Here is a 22177-nt window from a genome sequence, read left to right as displayed (position 1 = left end):
AGAGCCCAAATCTCGTAACCTTTGATCAAAATTTCAAAGGAATTTCAAAAGGGGTTCGGAATTTTTTAATTCCGAACCCCTTTTGTCTACAAACTGAGCAGAGCTATAAAAGCTCTGCCCACTCATTCACAAATCATTAAGCAAGTAATGGCAGCCATACTTGACGCTTCTGATGCGGTTCTGCTCCCTGCTGCCTGATAGATTCAACTCTTTAAAGTGCGTGTTTCCATCACGATACGAAATGCCAATGAATACGGTACCTACAGGCTTGCCTTCTTGTTCATCGGGCCCTGCAACACCCGTGAAGCTTATGCCTACATCCGCATCGTGCATTTTCCGGACATTGGAAGCCATTTCCTTGGCACACTCACCGCTGACCACACCATGCTCGGAAATGATTCCGCCGCTGACGCCGAGGACACTCGACTTCGCATCATTCGTATAACTCACAATGCCGCCCTTGAAGACCTTACCGGCACCCGGGATGGTTGTCAACTGTTCCTGAAACATCCCCCCGGTCAAGCTTTCCGCCGCCGCAATCGAAAGCTTGCGGACCGTCAATTCTTTTACAAGTTCCTTTATAAGCGAAGTATTATCAGTTCCGTAGTAAAACTTCCCAACCCTGTCCATAATTTCTTTTTCTGCGGATAAAATGAGCTCTTCGCATTTTTGTTTGGACGAGTCCTTCGCTGTGATCCTTAATGTCACTTCGCCTTCGGATGCCAACGGTGCAATCGTCGGATTCGTTTGATTGACAAGTAGATCATCTATCACCGTTTCCAATTCCGCTTCACCGATGCCAAAGAAACGAAGTACTTTCGAATCGATTCGATCATGCTTATCCAATTTATTCATGATCGATTCATAGCCATAACTTAAAAACATCGGTTCCATTTCACTAGGTGGCCCAGGCAGGAGCATATATGTAATCCCGGATTTGGACAAAACCATTCCCGGTGCCATGCCATGATCGTTTGCCAGCACTTCACTGCCTTCTAAAACAAGAGCCTGCTTTTTATTATTTTCCGTCATCGGCCGTTCCCGTTTTTGAAAGTAAGCTTCGATGGATTGCAGGGCTTCATCGTTAAAAACGAGTTTCTTGCCAATATGGCGAGCAATCGTCTCCTTCGTTAAATCATCCTTGGTGGGACCTAGTCCACCAGTAAAGACAATCAAGTTCGCCCTTGATTCTGCAATCTCTATTGCTTGCTGCAAACGACGATCGTTATCCCCAACCACAGTATGGTAAAAAACATTGATTCCCATTTGGGCAAACTGCTGTGATAAGAATCTCCCATTAGTATTATTGATTTGTCCTAAAAGAAGCTCGGAGCCAACTGCAATGATTTCTGCATCCATGTTTTCATGACCACCATTCGTTTTACTTGGAATTAACAAATACTTGTTTGTTTTTTACAAAATAATCCAACCCTGACCATATCGTGAAGATTAAGGCAATCCATAAGGCGAGATTGGCAAAGGGAAGTGAAATGAGGGCAAAGGGAAGGTTATGCAGCAACAATGCCGAAATCGCAACAATTTGCGCCCACGTTTTAATTTTACCAAGCTGGTTCGCTGCTACGACTTCCCCAGTGCCGGCAAGCACAAGACGCAATCCCGTCACGGCGAACTCACGGCTTATGATGACAATGGCAATCCAGGATTGACCGTACATCAAATCCAAATCGACCAATACAATCAGGGCAGCCGAAACCAGAAGCTTATCCGCCAAAGGATCTAGAAATTTCCCTAAGTCAGTGATCATATTATATTTCCTTGCAAAATGTCCATCGATCCAATCCGTAGTGGAAGCGATTATGAAGAGGAGGGCACCAGCCAAGTGTGCAACTGGCAAGCTGTATTCCCCCCATGTCAGCGTACCCCATGAAAAAGGGACGAGCATGATGATTAAAAAAACTGGTATTAAGCAAATTCTTGCTACTGTAATCTTATTAGGCAGATTCAAAACATTTACCTCCAAAATTTACGCCAGCCCTTTGGGCCGGGCAATGCGTTATAGATCTTAAAATGATATGGCGAAGGGCCATCCGGTGCATTTATGTATAATTTAACTCAAAACCCAATCTTATATGCCGAAACCCGGCTTAATAGTATGTAGAGAAAAAATAGTCATCTATAAGATGACTATTCGGCTTTCGTAAATTGTATCGTGACCAATTGCGTATTCACTTCTGTCGGTGAAATGGAATACTCCAGCTTCTCATCATTCACAAAAATTTCAGTTTCATATGCCCTGCCTATATTGATGACGGCTTCTTTTTCATTGGTGAAATCAATTTCCTCGCTCTTGTCCTTATCGATGGTACCCTGGTAAAGCAACTTGCCTTCACCATTTTTAATGCCAACCCATGGTGAACCCTTGGATGTCACTTTTAATTTGAAGGTATCCGTACCTTTCAATTCATACGTGCTATTTTTACCGCTGGCACTGATAACGGCGAGTTTTTGCTCTTTCTTTTCTTCATCTTTTTTAGCATCAAGGTCATCTTCATTCTTCTTATCGGAAGAAGCGGGTTGTTTTTCTTCGTTCTGTTTCTTGCTTGCATTCTTTTCTTCCTTGTCGAACTCTTCACTCTTGCCGTAGCCCACGGATTCACTCTGTTTGTCGTCCTTTTTATCGGCATCATCCGGTTTACTCATATAGCTCGATACCAGTACATATATCAAGATGGCCGCACCAATGACCAAAACGACTGCCAATATCTTCGGTAACATTTCAACAACCTTGGAATCTCCTGCGGGTAGGGTTTTCCGGGATTGGACCCTTGAAAGCTGTTCCGGTATTTCCTCGCTATAGACGGAAGGAACCTCACTCTTGTATTGTTCAAAAATCTCTTCTGAATCAAGGCCGACCGCTTCACAGTATTGCTTGATGAATGCCCGTACATAGAACTTTCCAGGCATCATGCTGTAATTTCCTTCTTCAATGCCAACAAGGTAACGCTTTTGGATCTTCGTTAAATCCTGTAAATCTTCTAAGCTAAGGCCTTTGGCTTCCCTAGCTTCCTTTAATCGATTACCTAACTCAGTCAAATCAAACACCTGCCATCTTAAAAGTCAAAGGAACCAAAATCGGACCCCGAAAACTGGTCTTTTTGGTCGACAACTTCATATGTTATTTCCTCGTCTGGATTGTTTCGCAACTCAATAATATAATCAAAGTCTTCGAGAGTATATTCCGTATTTTGGACAAATACATCCGGATGTTCAATGACCTTGACCGCATCAAGTCTCATGATTTCACGAATCAATTGCCAATGCCGCTCATTGGCACGGCGAGTGGAAACAATCCCGTCTAAAATGAACAAATTATCATTATTATATTCATCCTCGATAAGCTGACTGCGAATGGTCTGCTTTAAAAGGGTTGACGACACGAACAACCATCTTTTGTTTGCACATACACTCGAGGCTACGATCGATTCGGTTTTACCGACACGCGGCATGCCTCGTATCCCGATTAATTTATGGCCTTCCTGTTTAAACAGCTCGGCCAGAAAATCGACAAGCAAGCCCAGCTCATCACGAACGAACCTAAAGGTGTTCTTCTCATCCGCATCGCGCTGGATATAACGGCCATGCCTGACAGCCAGTCGATCACGTAATTTAGGCTCCCTAAGCTTAATGACCTTTATCGTATCCATCGTATGGAGGATTGATTCGAATCTTTCTATATTACGGCTATCTTCCGCTTTTAAAAGTAAACCGCGTCTGCCTTCATCCACACCGTTTATCGTAATGATGTTGATGGACAGCATTCCCAGGAGGGATGATATATCCCCTAATAAACCCGGACGGTTGACTTGGATTTCATATTCAAAATACCATTCTTTTTTCTCCACGATAACACTCCTTAAGCCTAGAAGCTTTTACCCCAAACATCCGAGCAAAACTTATCCATCGTAAATTTCAAGGTCTGTACGCATAATTATTGTCTAGCTTCTATAATATAGCATTTCATGAGAAGTTAAAAGGAAAAACCCTATAAAAGTATCCATTTTTATATTCGAGGATAATTACCGGTCATCCTCAAGCCAAAGGCCCTGTTAATTAATAACAGGGCCTTTGGCTTAAAATGTTTACTTTGTTCCGTTGTTCTCGACTAACTTGACCATAACGCTTGCCATGGCATGTTTTTCTTCTTCGTTAGCGACTGACCAAAGATCAGCAAGGACTTTTTCTTGATCATTCTGGGGCTCAACCTGCTTAGCTAGATAATCACCGATTTCAAAAGCCAAATTGTTCACAGCGCCTCCTGATAATCCTTGTTGCTCACCTTGATTTAATCTGTCGCCTAAGAAATTTTTCCATTGATCCCAATTGTCTAGTACAGACATGAATGGTCACCCTTTCCTTCAAAATAGTACATAGATATTTTGTGAAGGAACAGAGGAAATTATACATAGCATAAAAAAAATCACGTGTACCATCCACCATTGACGCCTAAGATTTGTCCAGTGATATAAGATGCCTTGTCGGAAAGTAAATAGAAAACAGCCTCGGCGACTTCTTTAGCGCTTCCCATCCTTCCCATCGGGATATCACCTTTGATGATTTCCAAATCGTCAGCACTGAAAGATTCAAGCATGGATGTCGAAATCGCACCAGGGGCAATTGCATTCACCCGGATTCCATTAAGTGAGACTTCCTTGCTTAACGCTTTGATAAAAGCATTTTGACCGCCTTTGACCATCGAATATAATACCTCACAAGATGCCCCCGTCTGCCCCCATATGGATGTGACGGCAACAATGGCAGCCCGATCTTGATACATCAACTTTGGAAGCAGTTCCTTCGTTAATTGGAAAGGACTGGTTACATGCAATTGGACCATTTCACTAACAACCTTGTCATCCATATCAGATATGAGCCCATAATAGCTATTCCCGCTATTGAGGACGATCGCATGAAGGGCGAAGATATTTTCCGCCAATACCTTGTATCCGTCCGGTTTAGATAAATCCGCTTGTATCGGAATGAGTTCCACCTGATGAGGCTTAAGCTCTTCTATTAACTCCATGATTGCTTCTTCATTGCTGTTATAATGTAAATAAAGTGAATAATTCTCTTCGGCAAGCTTAATGGCGATTTCCCTGCCGATTCCTCCACTGGCACCAGTTATAAGGGCAAAACGTTTCCCCACATTCCAGCCCCCTTTACTATTATTTAGGAAGTACCTGACACACTGTCATCCGTTCATCTGCAATTAAATCTACGGCGACCTTCCTGATATCTTCAATCGTTAGTTTTTCCAGTACCGAAACCACATCAAACAAGTTCATATCATTGAATGCATATCGGGTAAACTGATTAGCGATATACTCCGGTGAATTCAGCGAACGAAGGAAAGAACCGATTTTTTTCTTAATCGTCCTTTGCAGACTTTCTTCATTCAAACCGGTCCCGGCTTTGGAATTTTGCAGGATCGTAAATATCGACTCGGTCAATTCTTCAGGCTTGGAACTGTCCCCGCCAACCAATGCAAATCCAAAGCCCTGCTCCTGTGTATAGTCATAAGAGAAGCTTTGATCGATCAGTCCTTCCTCATACAATTCTTCATGCAATGGCGAGCTTTTGCCAAACAGCATTTCCAAATAAATATTGGTCGCCAATTCCCTTTTCAAAAGCTGTATACCTGATTGATGAACATTGATGGCCTTGATTCCAAGCATGACCTTCGGAGTCTGGACATTCATCTTTAAGATTTCCTTCTTCTTGGCAACGGTGTTTGGCTCATCCTCGAATTTGCGCTCCACCTCAGGCTGTTCCCTATAGCCTTTGTTCGTTTGATTATCGCGGATTAACTTCATAGTACTCTCGACATCGACAGGCCCTACAACGAACAAAAGCATGTTGCTCGGATGATAAAACGTGTTATAGCATTCATAAAGCATATCTTTCGTAATATCGGCAATCGATGCCACAGTACCAGCAATATCAATTTTCACTGGATGATGATGATACATGTTGGCAATCGTCCCGAAATAAAGCCGCCAGTCAGAGTTATCGTCATACATATTGATTTCCTGTCCTATGATTCCTTTTTCCTTCTCTACCGTCTTCTCCGAAAAATAGGGATCTTGGACAAAATCGATTAAGGTCGTCAAATTCTTATTGAAATCGGACGTGCTGGAAAACAGATAGGCCGTACGGGTGAAAGAAGTGAAGGCATTAGCTGATGCCCCCTGCTTTGAGAATTGCTGAAAAACATCGCCATCCTCCTTTTCAAAAAGCTTATGTTCAAGGAAATGGGCAATTCCATCTGGCACCTTAGAAAATTCGGTTTCATTCAAAGGCTTGAAATGATTGTCCACTGAACCGTAGTTCGTCGTGAACGTCGCAAATGATTTATTGAATCCTTCTTTCGGAAGGATATATACCTCAAGCCCATTGGCCATTTTTTCATGGAAAAGTTCTTCCTTCAATTGAGTGAATTCTATTTTTTCCATTACTCTTGCACCCCCGCTTCTGTTAGGAAATAAATTGTATCAAGCTGAATCTTCTGACCGACGGCAACGATTTCTTCCTTCGTCGTCCGTTCCGTCTTAGCAAACCAATCGTCCAATGATATATTCTGTCCGGAAATCACATTATGGTATAAAATTTCAACAAGCCCTCTAGAAACGTCAATCGTTTCAAGAAGCTGATTCTTTACGACCGCCTTCGTCTGTTCCAGTTCGGCATCGGAGAAATTCCCTTGCTTCATTTCATTCATTTGGGCATGAATGATTTCGAGTGCTTGCTTGTAGTTCGCATTTTCAATGCCCGCCATCACCATCAATAGCCCTTTATGACTCTCGAGCCTTGAAGCTGCATAATACGCTAAACTGGCTTTCTCCCTAACATTGATGAATAGTTTTGAATGTGAAAAACCACCGAAGATCCCATTGAAAAGCTGCAGTGCATAATAATCCGGATCACCATAGGCAACATGGGTCCGGTAGCCTATATTCAGTTTTCCTTGTTTGACATCCGAGTTTTCGATGACTTCCTTTTCCTTCTCCACTTCCTTGCCCGTGTTCCTTGGCAAACGTACCGGTGCTCGATCCTTCAATGAAACATACTTGTCAGCTAAAGCCTCCACCTCTGATTCATCAATGTCACCGATCACATATAAGTCGATTTCATCCTCAGCCAGCATTTTTTGATAATAAGAGAAAAGGGACTCTGGCGTAATCGTTTCCAAGTCCTCCAGGTTTCCGCTTGCTTCGAGGGCATATGGTTCAGTTTTGCACATTTCCTCCACAAGCCTTGTAGCTGAATAGCGCATCTTATCATCGGAAATGGATTGAAGCCGTTGTTTCAATGAACGGATTTCGTTGGAAACCGTTTTAGGATCAAAGGCTTCGCCATTCTTTTTCGGGTGAAAGATCACCTCAGATAATAAGGTAAAAGCTTTTTCAAGAAGCGGTGTGGAATCACTAAGGAATTTTTCATTGACGATATCGATAGTGAAACTAACGATTTGATATTCTCCTTTTTTAGCAACATCCACATAAAAGCCTGCGCCGTATAACTCATCAAGATAGGATCGAAGCTCAGGCGTCGTAGGATATTTACTCGTATTGCTCTGTAATACATATGGCACCAATGCACGATATGTAACTTTCTCTTTCGTCAATGGAGCCTTCATCTTCAGGACGAGCGTATTCGTTTTATATTTATCCGTACGGACCACATGAAGTTTGTAGCCGCTTTTTTCCATTATTTTATCGGAAGCGATAGACATGAATAATCCTCCTCAATATATAAATCACCTTTAGTAGCTTATTGTTTGTATATAGCAACCCTTTTAAACATCTACTTAAAATATACATGTGAAAGGAAAAATCATGCAAGTAACAGCTACTTTTTTTAGGTTATCACTATGCCCTCTGCAATTATGATCTGATCTTTTGCACGTATCCTACGGAAAAACCGGCCAGCAATGTTGACTGACCGGTTGGAAATAATTTATCTTTTACCCTTGATATATGGCTGTCCAGATGCTTTTGGAGCATCTGCACGTCCAATGAATCCTGTTAAGGCAATGATTGTCAAGATATATGGCATAATCAATAAGAACACGGACGGTATGTCTTTTATGAACGGAAGGCTGGAACCGACGATGCTTAAACTTTGTGCCAGACCAAAGAATAGTGCAGCCCCCATTGCCCCAAGCGGATTCCATTTACCGAATATCATCGCAGCAATGGCCATGAAGCCTTGTCCATTGATGGTAGTATGGCTAAAGTCATTCGCAAACAAAGTCGCATGAATGGCTCCCCCGATACCCGCGAAGGCTCCTGATAGAAGGACAGCTTGATAGCGGATCTTGGTCACATTTACACCCATCGTATCAGCAGCCATCGGATGCTCCCCTACCGAACGGAGTCGGAGTCCAAATGGTGTTTTAAAAATGATATACCAAACGAAAATTGCCACGATGATGGCCAGATAAGCAATATAGTAGCCGTTGGAGAACAAAATTGGACCAATGAAAGGGATATCACTTAACAGAGGAATATCGATCCTCGGGAAAGTTTCGGTGATGATATCCGTTTGTCCTTTATCATAAATCTTCTTTACGAGAAATAACGTAAGCCCGACTGCCAATAAGTTAATAGCCACCCCGCTTACGGTTTGATCCGCCCGGAATGTTATGGACGCGACTGCATGAAGTGCTGAAAATACCAACGCAGCAATCATGGCCACTAAAACGGAAAGCCATGGTGTCCAGGCTCCCAAAACATCTGCATACATTAAGTTAAAAACGATTCCTGTGAAGGCCCCAATCACCATAAGCCCTTCCAGCCCTATATTGATAACACCAGATCGTTCAGAAAACACACCACCAAGCGCAGTGAAAATCAGCGGGGCAGCGTAAGCAATCATGGACGGAATGATGATTTGTAGCACCTGATAAAAGTCCACTTATTTCGCCCCCTTCTTAAAGCGTTGCACAATCCAGCGGATAAAATAGCTTGATGCAACAAAGAATATAATCAATGCAATGACAATATCAACAATTTCACTTGGGATGCCGGTCTGTAATGGCATATTGATTGCCCCTGCTTTAAGTCCACCGAACAAGAAAGCTGCCAGGACAACCCCTATTGCGGAGTTGGCTCCTAATAAGGCAACGGCAATTCCATCAAACCCGATTCCCGTAAATCCGCCCTTGATCGCTGCATAGCCAAATGTCCCCAGACCTTCCATCGCTCCAGCCAAGCCTGCGAATGCACCTGAAATGACCATGGATAGAATGATATTTTTGTTTACGCTCATCCCGGAATATTCGGAAGCCTGCTGATTAAAACCAACAGCTTTCAACTCGAAACCGGTTTTCGTCTTTTCCAAGATGAACCACATGATGAACACACAGATGATCGCTATGAAGATTCCCCAATGAAGTCGGGAGAAATCTGTTAAACTCTCAAAAAACGGCGAGCGGAGGGATGCTGTTTCAGCAATCCTTTCCGTTTTATCCTGGTTATCGGAAATAACGTTTTGTATTAAGTAATTCGTTACATACAAAGCTGTGTAATTCAGCATGATGGACACAATTACTTCATGCACGCGGAATTTAGCCTTCAAATACCCTGGAATAAAGGCCCAAAGCGATCCAGCTACAGCTCCTGCAAGTATGGCTAATGGCAAGTGGATGATTTTCGGGAGATCAAAAGCGACCCCAACCCAAACCGCTGCCAGCCAGCCAACGATCAATTGCCCTTCAACACCAATATTGAACAATCCTGTTCTGAATGCGAAGGCAACAGCTAAACCAGCAAGGATATACGGTATGATCGTCCGTAATGTTTCACCAGTATAATAGGAATCGCCAGCGATACCGGCCAACATTGCCCCATACCCTTCAACTGGATTATATCCACTCACCAACATGATGACTGCCCCAGCCAGCAAGCCTAGGATTACAGCAAACAACGGACTCGTTAATTTATAGAAATATTTAGACATGTTCTTTTTCACCTGCTTCCGGACGCTTACTTCCAGCCATTAATAATCCCAATTCTTGTTCTGTCGTTTCTTTAGGATCGACGATCGCAACGATTTCCCCTTCATAAATGACTGCGATTCGATCACTGACATTCATGATTTCATCTAGTTCAAAAGAGATGAGAAGAACCGCTTTACCAGCGTCACGCTGTTCAATCAATCGACGGTGGATGAACTCGATGGCACCGACATCCAACCCACGTGTTGGCTGAGCCGCAATCAATAAATCCGGGTTTCTATCCACTTCTCGGCCGATGATCGCTTTTTGCTGATTCCCTCCCGATAGTGCACGGGCAGGCGTATACTCATCAGGTGTCCTAACATCATATTCTTTAATGATCGTACGAGCCTTATCGAAGATTTTCTTGGAATGCAAAATGCCGCCTGTCGAAAAAGGCTCCTGATAATATGTTTGCAGAACGATGTTTTCCCCAATGCTAAAGTCCAGGACAAGTCCATGTTTATGACGATCTTCAGGAATGTGCCCTACCCCAGCCTCGGTGATTTTACGGGGTTTCATATTCTGTACCTGTTTCCCGTTCAATGATATAGTTCCATTAGTCACTTTCTTCAGACCTGTCAGTGCCTCGATAAGTTCAGACTGTCCATTGCCATCCACTCCCGCAATTCCGATGATTTCGCCAGCACGTACTGAAAGGTCAAGGTTATGGACCGCCGATACGCCACGAGAATCTTTCACTTCCAAGTTTTTCACTTCCAGCACCACTTCTTGAGGATTTGCTGCAGATTTATCCGTTTTAAAAACGACATCCCGTCCAACCATTAAACTGGCCAGTTCATCAGGATTTGTTTCTTTAACATTCACGGTCCCGATGCCCTTTCCTTTTCGAATAACCGTGACTCGATCGCAAACTTCCATAATTTCCTTTAACTTATGGGTGATCAGGATTATGGACTTCCCTTCCTTGATAAGGGCTTTCATGATTGTGATCAATTCTTTTATTTCCTGGGGTGTCAATACAGCAGTAGGTTCATCGAAAATGAGAATTTCCGCACCTCTGTACAGGGTTTTCAAGATTTCCACCCTTTGCTGCATCCCTACGGAAATATCGGCAATTTTAGCATCTGGATCCACACTTAAATGGTATCGTTCCGAAAGTTTCCTTACCTCTTCGCTCGCTTCCTTTACATTAACCTTTCCATATTTCGATGGTTCTTTTCCAAGAATGATATTTTCGGTAACAGTAAATGGATCTACTAGCATAAAATGCTGATGCACCATTCCAATTCCGAGGTCATTGGCAACATTCGGACTTGTAATCTGAACTACCTGCTCATTCACACGAATTTCTCCCTGCTCTGGCTGATATAAACCGAACAGTACGTTCATTAGCGTGGATTTCCCAGCTCCATTTTCGCCTAACAATGCGTGAATTTCCCCTTTTTTCACCTGAAGGGTTATATCATCATTTGCAACAATACCTGGAAATTCTTTACGGATATTAAGCATCTCAATTACATGTTCCACGTATAATCAACTCCTATAGAAATGAGGATTCTGATACCTAACTAGGAGATATTGATAGATTCCTAATAGTTCTCATTTGGTTTTTTTCATAAAAAACCAAATGAAAAACTACAAAATCTGTCATAGTCTTTCATTCGGTTTTTCATTCATATGAAATAGGATTAGAAGGCCTTCAACAGGCCTTCTCATTCCTTATCATTTCTGAGTGAATTATTTGAATCCCAATTCCTTTAATTCTTTTTCAGTACCAGGAGTTTTTTGTTCGCCAGATTTAATTTTTTCGACGTATTCATTAACCGCTTTCAATGATTCTTCAGAAACATTTTCTTGAGATTCCGATATCATGATCCCGTTTTCTTCAAGACCGTATTCAATCGTTTCTCCACCAGGGAATTTACCCTCTTTTGTCTTTTTCGCTAAATCTTGAACTGCAACATCCACACGTTTTACCATTGAAGTCAACGTAACATTATAATCCTTGCCATCAACTTTCAATGCTCCTTCTTCTTTTTGGTCACGGTCTACCCCGATAACCCAAATGTCTTTTTTAGGATCTTTTTTCTTCAACTCTTTAGCAGAAGTGAATACACCGTTTCCTGTACCGCCAGCTGCTTGGTAAATGATATCGATTCCAGAAGAATACATGTTATTTGCCATTTGCTGACCTTTTGCTGCGTCCCCAAACGACCCTGCATATTGTGCTGTAATTTTCGCATCCGGATTCACTGATAGGACACCAGCTTTGAAGCCTACTTCAAACTTCTTGATCAGCTCGGAATCGACACCGCCGATGAAGCCCACTTTATTCGATTTCGTCTGTAAACCGGCAATAACGCCCACTAGGAATGATCCTTGTTGTTCTTTAAAAACGATGCTCGCCACATTGTCTTGTTTAACCACGCTGTCAACGATTGCAAATTGAGAGTTAGGACGCTGTGTAGCCACCTCATCAACCGATTCAGCCAATGCATACCCAATCGCATAAATAATATTGTAATTTTCTTTAACTAGTGTATTTAGGTTTGTCGTATACTCTGAATCCGATTTTGACTGGATGTAATTATAGCCGTCTTTTCCTTTTTCCAATCCATTATCTTTACCAAAAGCTTGCAGACCTTCCCAAGCAGATTGGTTGAAGGATTTGTCGTCGATACCGCCAATATCGGTAACCATCGATACTGTGAAGTTATCTTTCTTGTCTTTTCCATTTGAAGAATCTTTATCATCATTCTCTGAATTACCACATGCCCCCAATAGCGTACCCGCTGCAAGAACAAGTGATAGAGCTAGACCTAATTTGCGCTTTTTCAATTTTTATCCCCCTAATATGCATAGTTTGTAGAGCAGGAATGTTCTGAAAAGTCATTCATGTTTGCGTTTTCACTTCTCGTTAATTTTTTTTACATGCTTTTGATTTTAGTACAAGCGCTTGCATTCATCCGCATTTAATGGGTAAAGGTTATACTCGTTTACGGAGAACATGAAAACTGAACATATTGGCTTTAAAGTAGTTAACGGAATACAGTATCGGCTGGTCCCAATCATCGAGATGCATCTGCTTCAAAACGAGTAGCGCTGCTTCTGGAGAGCATTTAAGGATAGGAGAAACTTTCTCGTGATATCCTATAGGCTCGATTTCTGCCACGGCATACGTAATTTTACGATTTGCATCCCTTTCCAATATATCAAAAAGAGACTCATCGTTGCGGTCGAAATTTTCTGATAGTATTGACTCAGGAATTTTATCGACACAATAGATTACTGGCTCTCCATTCGCTGTCCTTACACGTTCGATGATCACGATGCGCTCATCTGGTGAGCAAGAAAACCTGCGGATATCCTCTTCCGTCGGTTCTTGAGCCGTCAAGCTTAAGAAAATCGTACCAGGTTTCATCCCTGCCTCTTCAATCATGGAAGTGACACTTTTTAATTGCTCGATACCTGAAGTGAAACGAGGTTTTGGATTGACAAAAGTACCAACTCCATGGCGGCGAATGATAATGTTTTCTTCTTCTAAAATCCGCAGCGCTTCTCGAAGTGTCGCCCTACTCACGCCCAGTTTTTTGGCAAGATCGAATTCGGAAGGGAATTTTTCATTTTCCTGATAGACTCCTGCTTCGATGTCCTGCTTCAGGTAATCAATGACCTGCAAGTATAAATGTCGACTATCTGATTTTATTGACATACAGTTTCCCCCAGCTAATTTCTTAAGACATCAGACCTCTGATGTTGAATCATTCCTACTAATCGAAAATAATATAACATTTTTTTTCATATAAATAAATAGTGTTTTCCTAATTCGCAGAAAAGAATTTAGGAGGAATTACCCTCCTCTGTGTCTTTCAATCTAGTAAACACAACGAAAATTGTACGATTATTCTCCTAAATCAGATTAAAAAAAATTTTTGGAATGCCTTCTGAACGCCGCCAGCTTTCTTCTCAAGTTGCGGTTTTCCTGTATAATAAGGTTATCTTCTTTGAAGGGATGTACACATCATGTTAACTATAACAGAATACAGTATCGAAAAATTAAATGATCCATTCGGCATTTTATCCGGGGAGCGTTACGAATTATTCCTGGATATCGAAGTGCCGGAAGAGGACGAGCTCTTTTCAGAAAATGGATTATATATCCGAGTTCTTTTTGCAGTGGAAGAACAAGCAGGCAAACTGATTAAATATGATATTTTTGAAAAAGGGAATGAAGGCGCGCTCGAATTCGATTTGGATGACGATGAAGAAGCGATGATTGCCGACTTCTGCCTTACACATTTGGACGAAGCGATGAATAATTAAAAAACCGGGCAGCTGAGCTGCCCGGTTTTTTTAGGATAAATGCGCTTCATCCTGTTCATCTTTTGACACCAAAACATTCCGCGGCTTACTGCCTTCATAAGGGCCGACGATTCCCCTTGCTTCCATTTCATCGATCAGCCTCGCTGCCCGCGCGTAGCCGATTCGGAATCGGCGCTGCAGCATGGAGACCGATGCGGTTTGCATTTCCATGATCAATGCTACGGCATCGTCGTATAAATTGTCGTCCACTTCGCCGCTTGAGGTTTCAGTAATTTCATCCGGTATCATTTCTTCGTTATACTGGGCCTTCTGCTGTGAAATGACATATGTGACAACTTCCTCGACTTCATGATCGGACAGGAACGCTCCCTGCACCCGTACAGGTTTTGAAGCTCCCGCTGGCAGGAATAACATATCGCCCCTGCCTAACAGCTTTTCGGCACCTCCCATGTCCAGGATCGTTCTTGAATCCGTCATCGACGAGACACTAAACGCAATCCTAGATGGGATGTTCGCTTTTATGACCCCCGTTATGACATCAACGGAAGGGCGCTGCGTTGCAATGATCAAATGGATGCCAGCAGCCCTTGCCATTTGTGCAAGCCGTGTGATGGCATCCTCTACATCGTTAGAGGCCACCATCATTAAATCAGCCAACTCATCGACAATGACCACGATATAAGGCAGCAGCGGCTGCTTGGCATCTTCCTCTATGTTATACCGATTAACATAATCATTATAGCCTTCAATATTACGCGTACCTGAATGTGAAAACAGCTCATAGCGGCGTTCCATTTCACTGACGACCTTTTGTAAGGCCTGCGCCGCTTTCTTTGGATTCGTCACAACTGGCGCAAGTAAGTGGGGAATGCCATTATAGACATTAAGCTCCACCATTTTGGGATCGATCATCATCATTTTCACTTCATGGGGTTTAGCCCGCATCAGGATACTCGTGATAATGCCGTTGATGCAAACGGATTTACCGCTCCCTGTCGCTCCGGCAACCAGTAAATGGGGCATTTTATTGAGCTCTGCCTTCACTGCTTCACCCGAAATATTCCGCCCCAAGCCTATTTGCAATTTAGCATCGGGCTTGTCAACTTCTTTCGCCTCCAAGACTTCCCTTAAGGATACCATTGCCACTTCGGAATTAGGAACCTCTATCCCAATAGCAGATTTTCCTGGTATCGGAGCCTCGATCCGGATGTCCTTCGCAGCCAGTGCTAAGGCCAAGTCATCAGATAGGCTGACGATTTTGCTTACCTTCACCCCAACATCGGGATGAACCTCATATTTGGTCACCGCTGGTCCCAAATGGACTTGCGTGACCCTTGCTTTCACCCCAAAGCTATTGAAGGTCCGTTCAAGTTTTGCTGCATTATCATGAATCAATTGGTATTCTCCGCTCTGATCCGTTTTTTTAGGCTGCAATAATAAGGAAAGCGGCGGCAACAGATATTCTTTATTTTCCACTTCAGTGAAATTCATCGGTAATACGGCATCATCCTGCTCCTCGGCAGCTTCAGGTACAGCTTCTGCAGCAACTGGAGGTTCAGTTTCGTTGTCGCTATAGGCTTTATCAGCAAAGCTGGAGATGATCCGTTCCGTTGCCATCTGTGGTGTTTCCTCTTCTTGATGAAGGGGCTGATCGGTTTCTGCCACCGGATCCTTTTCGCGTTTCTTCCTTTTTTGCGGATTTTTTTTCTTTTCTTTTTTCTCCTCATTCCAAGTTTTCATGTCATCCCTGAAAGCCGACCATTGATTCGCGATGAAGTTCCCAAGGCCGAGGAAAAACCTTCCAAGGGTCTCACCCAAGGTTTTCCCAGTCAACAGAACAATGCCCGTGATGATAAAAAGGAAGGATATGATTTTGGAGCCCGCTTCATCAAATAAAAAGTAGGAAGCCGCAAATAGTATCGCTCCAATCATGCCGCCTCCCAGATCCCTCGAACTGGCCTTCCCGGTCACTTCCATCCAGAATAATTCCCATGTATTCGAAATGACGCTTGGCTTCGTGAACGGGCCGCCATCTGCCAGCATGTTGAACAGCGTCACATGACTGAGCAGGAGCATGCTCGCAGCAAGGAAGTATAATCCGATGAACTGCCGTTTTAACAGGTAAGGAACCTCCCTTTTAATCATCAAATAAAAGCCTGCTGCAATGGCAGCCAACAACAAAAGGATGTACCATTCCCCCATAAAGAAGCGAATTAAAAGAACCGTCCCATTTCCCACCGCTCCAAGCTTGGCAATCGCAATGACGGCCAGCCCTATTAAAGTCAAGCCACTCAATTCATATTTAAGTGTTAGTTTTAATTTATCGGTACTTTTGTTTTTTCGTTTTTTCTTCTTTGCCATCATATCACCTGATTCTTCATGAAACTATTCTAACTTTCCTATTCAACATAACATCTTGATTTCCCTTCACAAAACAAATGTTCGTTCATAAATTATACCAAAAAAAGATGACACTGTCCTTGTTATATGTACATTTTCAACTAAAGGATCCAATTGGCCCAGATACTGAATAAAGCAGCCAAATGGCTGCCGATTTCAATCCAGTATATCATAATTGGTTTCATTAGTCGTTTTCAGTGGCCGTTGGGCTGTTCGAACACGTTGATGACTGCCCCCGGATGGATGTTTGCGTTCATATAATCCGCGGGATCGGTGCTCACAATTCGATCAATTCGAAATGACCGTTGACCATCATGTTCAACCATTACATGCACACCATTATAGATCATTTCGATTAAATTCGCCGTTTTTTCATGGTGATGGGGAAAGATGATTACTTCAGGGACGATTGTATAGAGTGTCATTGCAGGAGCCCCTCCTCTTCACCGGCTGTTTTTGGTTTTCTTTCTTCCATGAAGCTATTCAGCTTCCTCATGGCCTGGCCCACACCCCCGACATCATCGATCATCCCGATTTCGACGGCCTCAGCCCCGACTACATTCGTACCGATATCACGGGTTAGATTACCTTTGGCAAACATTAATTCCTTGAAACTTTCCTCCGTTACGTTGGAGTGCCTCGTTACAAACTTGATGACTCTTTCCTGCATCTTATCCAAGTATTCAAAGGTTTGCGGAACACCTATGACAAGGCCTGTCAGACGAATCGGATGAATCGTCATCGTCGCCGTTTCAGCGATATAGGAATGGTCACATGATACGGCAATCGGAACTCCGATGGAATGCCCTCCGCCGAGTACGATCGAAACGGATGGCTTGGACAGGGAAGCAAGCATCTCTGCAATCGCCAGTCCCGCTTCAACATCCCCACCCACAGTATTTAAAATGACAAGCAGTCCCTCGATATTCGGGTTTTGCTCAATCGCCACGATTTGTGGGATAACATGCTCATATTTAGTCGTTTTATTTTGAGGCGGCAGCTGCATATGTCCTTCAATTTGACCAATGATCGTCAAACAATGGATTTTCGAGTCCTTTGATAGTTGTGGGACATTCGTTGCCCCCAGCTGCTGGATCTTTTCGATTAAAGTGGAATTCTTCCCTTCCTGCCGGCCTTCATTTTCATTTGGTAATGGTGCATTATCCACGATGCCAACCCCTTTCTCTTTTAACCTATAGCTTTATTATGTCTCGAGTCTTCGACTTCATTCTTGAAGATATTAGAGGTTGGGCAAACGGAAAAAACCCCTGACTTGATTATCAGGGGAGGATTGCTTAATATTCCATGATGATCGGCAAGATCATTGGACGACGTTTCGTTTTTTCGTAGAAGAACTGATTCAAGGCATCACGCATTTCCTGTTTCAGTGTAGACCAATCGAATGGTTGGCGCGATCCATTTTTTTTGACGATTTCACTTACGATTTCGGTCGCTTCCGCGATCATTTTTTCGGATTCACGAACATAAACGAATCCCCTTGAAATGATTTCAGGACCAGCGGCAATGCTTTTATCTTGACGGTTCAAGGTTACGACGACGATCAAAATGCCATCCTGGGATAACAAGCGGCGATCACGAAGAACGATATTGCCGACATCCCCTACACCGCTGCCATCTATCAGGATATTTCCTGAAGGGACTTTGCCGGCTAGGCCGATTTTATTTCCTTTAAGCTCGATGACATCACCTTTTTCGGCAATCACGATATTTTCCCGTTTAATTCCAGCGGCGATTCCGACTTTTTGGTGAGCATATAATTGGCGATATTCACCATGCACCGGGATAAAGAATTTAGGATTCATCAGATTGATCATCATTTTCAGTTCTTCCTGGCTTCCATGTCCCGTTACGTGAACTTTATATTTATTGGACGATACCACTTCAGCGCCAACCCTATAAAGCAAATCCACGGTCTTGGATAAAATCAGTTCGCCTCCCTGGAGCGGTGAAGCACTGATCAGTACGGTATCACCTTTTTTGATCGTCACCTGTTTATGAGTTTGTTTAGCCATTTTTTGAAGCGCCGCAATCGGTTCTCCTTGATGGCCTGTAGATAATACGACGATTTCACGATCGTCATATTGGCTAATTTCATTGATAGGGATGATCAGCTCTTCTTCTGCCTTTAAATAACCAAGATTCAATGCTGTTTCATAAACACGCTGCAGGCTTTTCCCTACAACGGCCACTTTCCTGCGACTTGCCGCAGCTGCATTGAAAACATGTTGAATCCGGTTGATGTTCGAAGCGAAGCACGCAACGACGATCCTGCCTGAAGCGGCAAGGAAAGCTTCAGTAATGTCTTTGGCCACAATGGCTTCTGACGGCGTGTACCCCGGCCTCTCGGCACCCGTACTATCCGATAGCAAGCATAGAACGCCTTCTTCGCCAATACTGGCCATTTTTCCGATCTCTGGTTTATACAGATCGCTTGCCGCTTGGTCGAATTTGAAATCCCCCGTATAAACGATGGCACCATCGCGGGTGTGGATTACCACTCCGACAGAATCGGGGATGCTATGGTTAGTCCGGAAAAATGATACGGCTGCCTGAGGGAAACTTAACAGAGAATCGGAATCGATCTCGGTAAATGTCGCCCTTCCGTTAAAGCCATCTTCCTTCAATTTCGTTTTAATTAGCGCAAGGGTAAGCTTCGTTCCATAAACGGGAACGGGTAAAAATTTCAAAACATATGCAAGCGCTCCCATATGGTCTTCATGACCATGGGTAATGAATATTCCCTGAATACGTTCTTTATTATCGATCAAGTAAGAAATATCAGGGATAACCGCATCGATTCCCAGCATTTCTTCTTCCGGAAGCATCAAACCTGCATCTAGCAGATAGATATCCTCATTCACCTCAACAACGTACATGTTTTTACCAAGTTCCCCTTGTCCTCCAAGAGAAATGACCTTTATGCCATTATGTTTATCTTTACCCAATCGAATATCCTCCTTAAAAAATCCCGTTCATAATTTCCAATGCTTTCATTATAACCGAAGTTTAAAAAACATGACAACACTTACCATTTTTCGTGGTTTTTTTTCATTCGTCCCTTTAAAAATGAGCGGTACCGATATGTATCATTTATTCATCACCTATACTAATGTGGTTTCGATTGACCGGGCTTAAAGACCATTCTTAAACCTGCTTTAGTAAGGAATTGTCATTTCAATGCATGTTTATGTAAAAACAAGCCAATCTTTAACGATCAGCTTGTTCCATGGCTATTTATTTTTTTAATACAGAGGCTAAAGAAAGTCGTTCCTGTTCCGTCAAAGGCACGATCGGCAGCCTGACGGACCCCACATCAATTCCATTTAACTGAAGCGCTGTTTTGACAGGTGCCGGGCTTGGGGCGGCAAATAAGCCTTTGATCAGCGGTAATAGTTCCTGATGCAGCCTGGCTGCCTCTTTCAAATTCCCGCTGATGAATGCCTCGACTATTTTCTGTAACTCATTGCCCGCAACATGGGATGCAACTGAAACTACCCCAACGCCCCCTATTGCAAGGACTGGGAGAGTTAAAGCGTCATCACCGCTGTACAACGCGAAATCCTCATCCGTTCCGGCTATGATCTCGGTCATTGCATTCAAATCTCCGCTAGCTTCTTTCACCGCTAAGATATTAGCAATTTTTGAAAGGCGGATGATCGTTTCCGGCTCGATGTTAACCGAAGCACGGCCAGGGATATTATAAATCATTACAGGCAGTGTCGTGCTCGCTGCGATTGCTTTGAAATGTTGATAAAGGCCTTCTTGATTCGTCCTGCTATAATAAGGGGCCACCAGCATGATCGCATCGGCACCATTTTGTTCTGCTTTTTTGGTCAGCTCAATGGAAGCATACGTATTGTTGCTACCTGTACCCATGATGATGGGCACTCTTTTTTCCACAATCTTGGAGACATGCCGCAATAAGGCGATCTTCTCCTCCGAAGATAAAGTTGGAGATTCCCCCGTCGTCCCCGAAAGTACAAGGGAGTCCGTTCCATTCTTTATTAAGTAATTGACCAATTTGGTCGTTTTCTGCAAATCGATATTTCCCTTGCTATCGAAAGGGGAGACCATTGCGGTTGATACTCTACCAAATATCATCATCTAACACCTCTTCATAAAACTTTTATTGAAATCCGGATTATTTAATTTCACTTTCATGCAGCTGAAATGCGTAGTGAAGTGAATTAACAGCTTCTATCAAATCTTCTTCCTTGACCAAGACCCATATCGTCGTATGGCTGTCAGCGGATTGAAGAATGGCTATTTCCTTCTCCGAAAGTGCCGTTACGATCTTCGCAGCAACACCAGGCACCCCGTTGATGCCTGCACCGACGACAGAGACTTTGGCGCAATTCCGTTCAATGACCGGTTCGTGACCAAGCTCGGCCAAAATTGAAAGAGCGAGATCCGTCATTTCCTCGGAAACGGTATATACGACACCGCTCGGATATATATTGATGAAGTCGACCGAAATGGAGGCGTTGGCCATTGCCTTGAAAACCTCGGCTTGTAAATTATATTGATCCTTTTTCGCACGCACCTTGATTTGTGTGATTTTCGGAACATGGGCAATTCCTGTGACGAGCCTCTCACGGATATCACTGCCCTGGCTTCCTTTATTCACACTTGTAACAAGTGTCCCCAAACCTTCGCTGTATGTGGATCTGATCCGGATCGGCACTTTTGCCTGCATGGCAATTTCAACAGCGCGTGGATGTATCACCTTCGCACCTTGATAGGCCATGTTGCAAACTTCGGTATAGGAAACGATCGATAACGGACGCGCAAGATCTGCAATTCGTGGATCGGCCGTCATGATGCCTTCCACATCCGTAAATATATCTACCCTCTCCGCTTGCAAAGCTGCGCCTAACGCTGCAGCTGATGTATCACTTCCACCACGTCCGATGGTGGTGATATCCCCATTTTTTGCCGCACCCTGGAATCCTGCTACGACGACTACATCCTTCAATTCCAATTCCTTCATGAGACGGTCGCATTTCATTTCCATGATTTTCGCACTTGAATAGTCGGTATTCGTCAAGAATCCCGCCTGTGCCCCTGTATATGCTACGGCTTCAATACCGTGTTCCAACAGCATGTTGGTAAATACTACCGAGGAGATCGTTTCACCAACTGACATAAGGAGATCCTGTTCACGTTTCGAAAGTATCGCTTTCGAGCCATTCACTAAAGAAAGCAAAGTGTCCGTTGCATAGGGATCGCCCTTCCTCCCCATCGCTGAAACCACGACCACCACCTTAAAGCCTTCTTGAATTGCCTTTTCTATATGCCCTCGGGCAAATGACCGGCTTTCCTCATCACGAACGGATGTCCCACCGTATTTCTGGACAATGATTTTCATAATATGCACCTCAAATATAAGCCAGCTTCCCGCTCCGGGAAGCTGACAAAAACTCTCTATTCTGTTGGATATCACTTTTTTCGAAT

Annotated in this window: 20 protein-coding genes; 1 reads left to right on the top strand and 19 read right to left on the bottom strand. The window is 43.3% G+C overall.

What is annotated here, in order from left to right; translation table 11 throughout:
* Positions 1 to 126: 126 nt before the first annotated feature.
* From AS888_RS24450 to AS888_RS24390, 13 genes are all read right to left on the bottom strand, one after another.
* A complete protein-coding gene (locus tag AS888_RS24450; protein ID WP_061144680.1) occupies positions 127 to 1359 on the bottom strand; it encodes a competence/damage-inducible protein A in 1233 nt (410 codons plus the stop codon).
* Positions 1360 to 1381: 22 nt separating this feature from the next.
* Positions 1382 to 1966 (bottom strand): CDP-diacylglycerol--glycerol-3-phosphate 3-phosphatidyltransferase, encoded by a 585-nt coding sequence (pgsA, locus tag AS888_RS24445; RefSeq protein WP_061144679.1) that lies wholly within the window; start codon positions 1964 to 1966, stop codon positions 1382 to 1384.
* Positions 1967 to 2145: 179 nt separating this feature from the next.
* Positions 2146 to 3063, bottom strand: coding sequence for a helix-turn-helix domain-containing protein (locus AS888_RS24440; protein ID WP_311316501.1), 918 nt, complete (start codon positions 3061 to 3063; stop codon positions 2146 to 2148).
* An 8-nt stretch (positions 3064 to 3071) separates the two neighbouring features.
* Positions 3072 to 3863 carry a DUF3388 domain-containing protein gene (locus AS888_RS24435; protein WP_057913349.1) on the bottom strand — a complete coding sequence of 264 codons (792 nt, stop codon included), beginning with the start codon at positions 3861 to 3863 and terminating at the stop codon, positions 3072 to 3074.
* Between the two features lie 237 nt (positions 3864 to 4100).
* Positions 4101 to 4358 (bottom strand): DUF3243 domain-containing protein, encoded by a 258-nt coding sequence (locus AS888_RS24430; RefSeq protein WP_061144677.1) that lies wholly within the window; start codon positions 4356 to 4358, stop codon positions 4101 to 4103.
* Positions 4359 to 4438: 80 nt separating this feature from the next.
* On the bottom strand, positions 4439 to 5164 hold the full coding sequence (gene ymfI / locus AS888_RS24425) for an elongation factor P 5-aminopentanone reductase (protein ID WP_061144676.1): 726 nt from the start codon (positions 5162 to 5164) through the stop codon (positions 4439 to 4441).
* Positions 5165 to 5183: 19 nt separating this feature from the next.
* Entirely contained in the window at positions 5184 to 6470 is a 1287-nt protein-coding gene (gene yfmH, locus AS888_RS24420; RefSeq protein WP_061144675.1) for an EF-P 5-aminopentanol modification-associated protein YfmH, read from the bottom strand.
* Positions 6470 to 7750 (bottom strand): EF-P 5-aminopentanol modification-associated protein YfmF, encoded by a 1281-nt coding sequence (gene yfmF / locus AS888_RS24415; protein ID WP_061144674.1) that lies wholly within the window; start codon positions 7748 to 7750, stop codon positions 6470 to 6472. The genes yfmH and yfmF overlap by 1 nt, the downstream gene beginning before the upstream one ends.
* A 224-nt stretch (positions 7751 to 7974) precedes the next feature.
* Positions 7975 to 8934, bottom strand: a complete 960-nt coding sequence (locus AS888_RS24410) for an ABC transporter permease (protein WP_100534137.1) — start codon at positions 8932 to 8934, stop codon at positions 7975 to 7977.
* Positions 8935 to 9978, bottom strand: a complete 1044-nt coding sequence (locus tag AS888_RS24405) for an ABC transporter permease (protein WP_061144673.1) — start codon at positions 9976 to 9978, stop codon at positions 8935 to 8937.
* Complete coding sequence (locus AS888_RS24400) at positions 9971 to 11506, bottom strand: ABC transporter ATP-binding protein (RefSeq protein ID WP_061144672.1); 1536 nt, start codon at positions 11504 to 11506, stop codon at positions 9971 to 9973. Before AS888_RS24400 ends, AS888_RS24405 begins: the two co-directional genes overlap by 8 nt.
* A 210-nt stretch (positions 11507 to 11716) precedes the next feature.
* Positions 11717 to 12817 carry a BMP family lipoprotein gene (locus tag AS888_RS24395; RefSeq protein WP_061144671.1) on the bottom strand — a complete coding sequence of 367 codons (1101 nt, stop codon included), beginning with the start codon at positions 12815 to 12817 and terminating at the stop codon, positions 11717 to 11719.
* A 148-nt stretch (positions 12818 to 12965) separates the two neighbouring features.
* Complete coding sequence (locus AS888_RS24390) at positions 12966 to 13691, bottom strand: GntR family transcriptional regulator (protein ID WP_061144670.1); 726 nt, start codon at positions 13689 to 13691, stop codon at positions 12966 to 12968.
* Positions 13692 to 14002: 311 nt separating this feature from the next.
* Between AS888_RS24390 and AS888_RS24385 the strand changes: the two genes are divergently transcribed.
* The gene (locus AS888_RS24385) at positions 14003 to 14302 is read left to right on the top strand and encodes a DUF6509 family protein (protein ID WP_061144669.1); all 300 of its coding nucleotides are present in this window, start codon (positions 14003 to 14005) and stop codon (positions 14300 to 14302) included.
* 30 nt (positions 14303 to 14332) lie between these two features.
* Here the strand turns inward: AS888_RS24385 and AS888_RS24380 are convergent, their stop codons facing one another.
* From AS888_RS24380 to dapG, 6 genes are all read right to left on the bottom strand, one after another.
* Positions 14333 to 16663, bottom strand: coding sequence for a DNA translocase FtsK (locus tag AS888_RS24380; protein ID WP_061144668.1), 2331 nt, complete (start codon positions 16661 to 16663; stop codon positions 14333 to 14335).
* Between the two features lie 233 nt (positions 16664 to 16896).
* Positions 16897 to 17127 carry a YlzJ-like family protein gene (locus AS888_RS24375; protein ID WP_061144667.1) on the bottom strand — a complete coding sequence of 77 codons (231 nt, stop codon included), beginning with the start codon at positions 17125 to 17127 and terminating at the stop codon, positions 16897 to 16899.
* Entirely contained in the window at positions 17124 to 17873 is a 750-nt protein-coding gene (locus tag AS888_RS24370; protein WP_155645600.1) for a ClpP family protease, read from the bottom strand. The genes AS888_RS24375 and AS888_RS24370 overlap by 4 nt, the downstream gene beginning before the upstream one ends.
* A 124-nt stretch (positions 17874 to 17997) precedes the next feature.
* The gene (locus AS888_RS24365; RefSeq protein WP_061144665.1) at positions 17998 to 19668 is read right to left on the bottom strand and encodes a ribonuclease J; all 1671 of its coding nucleotides are present in this window, start codon (positions 19666 to 19668) and stop codon (positions 17998 to 18000) included.
* Positions 19669 to 19957: 289 nt separating this feature from the next.
* Positions 19958 to 20827 carry a 4-hydroxy-tetrahydrodipicolinate synthase gene (gene dapA, locus AS888_RS24360; RefSeq protein WP_061144664.1) on the bottom strand — a complete coding sequence of 290 codons (870 nt, stop codon included), beginning with the start codon at positions 20825 to 20827 and terminating at the stop codon, positions 19958 to 19960.
* A gap of 37 nt (positions 20828 to 20864) precedes the next feature.
* Positions 20865 to 22091 carry an aspartate kinase gene (gene dapG, locus AS888_RS24355; RefSeq protein ID WP_061144663.1) on the bottom strand — a complete coding sequence of 409 codons (1227 nt, stop codon included), beginning with the start codon at positions 22089 to 22091 and terminating at the stop codon, positions 20865 to 20867.
* Positions 22092 to 22177 lie beyond the last annotated feature (86 nt).

This window comes from Peribacillus simplex (assembly GCF_001542915.1).
Classification (GTDB): domain Bacteria; phylum Bacillota; class Bacilli; order Bacillales; family DSM-1321; genus Peribacillus; species Peribacillus simplex_B.
This window is presented reverse-complemented; position numbering and strand designations above follow the sequence as displayed.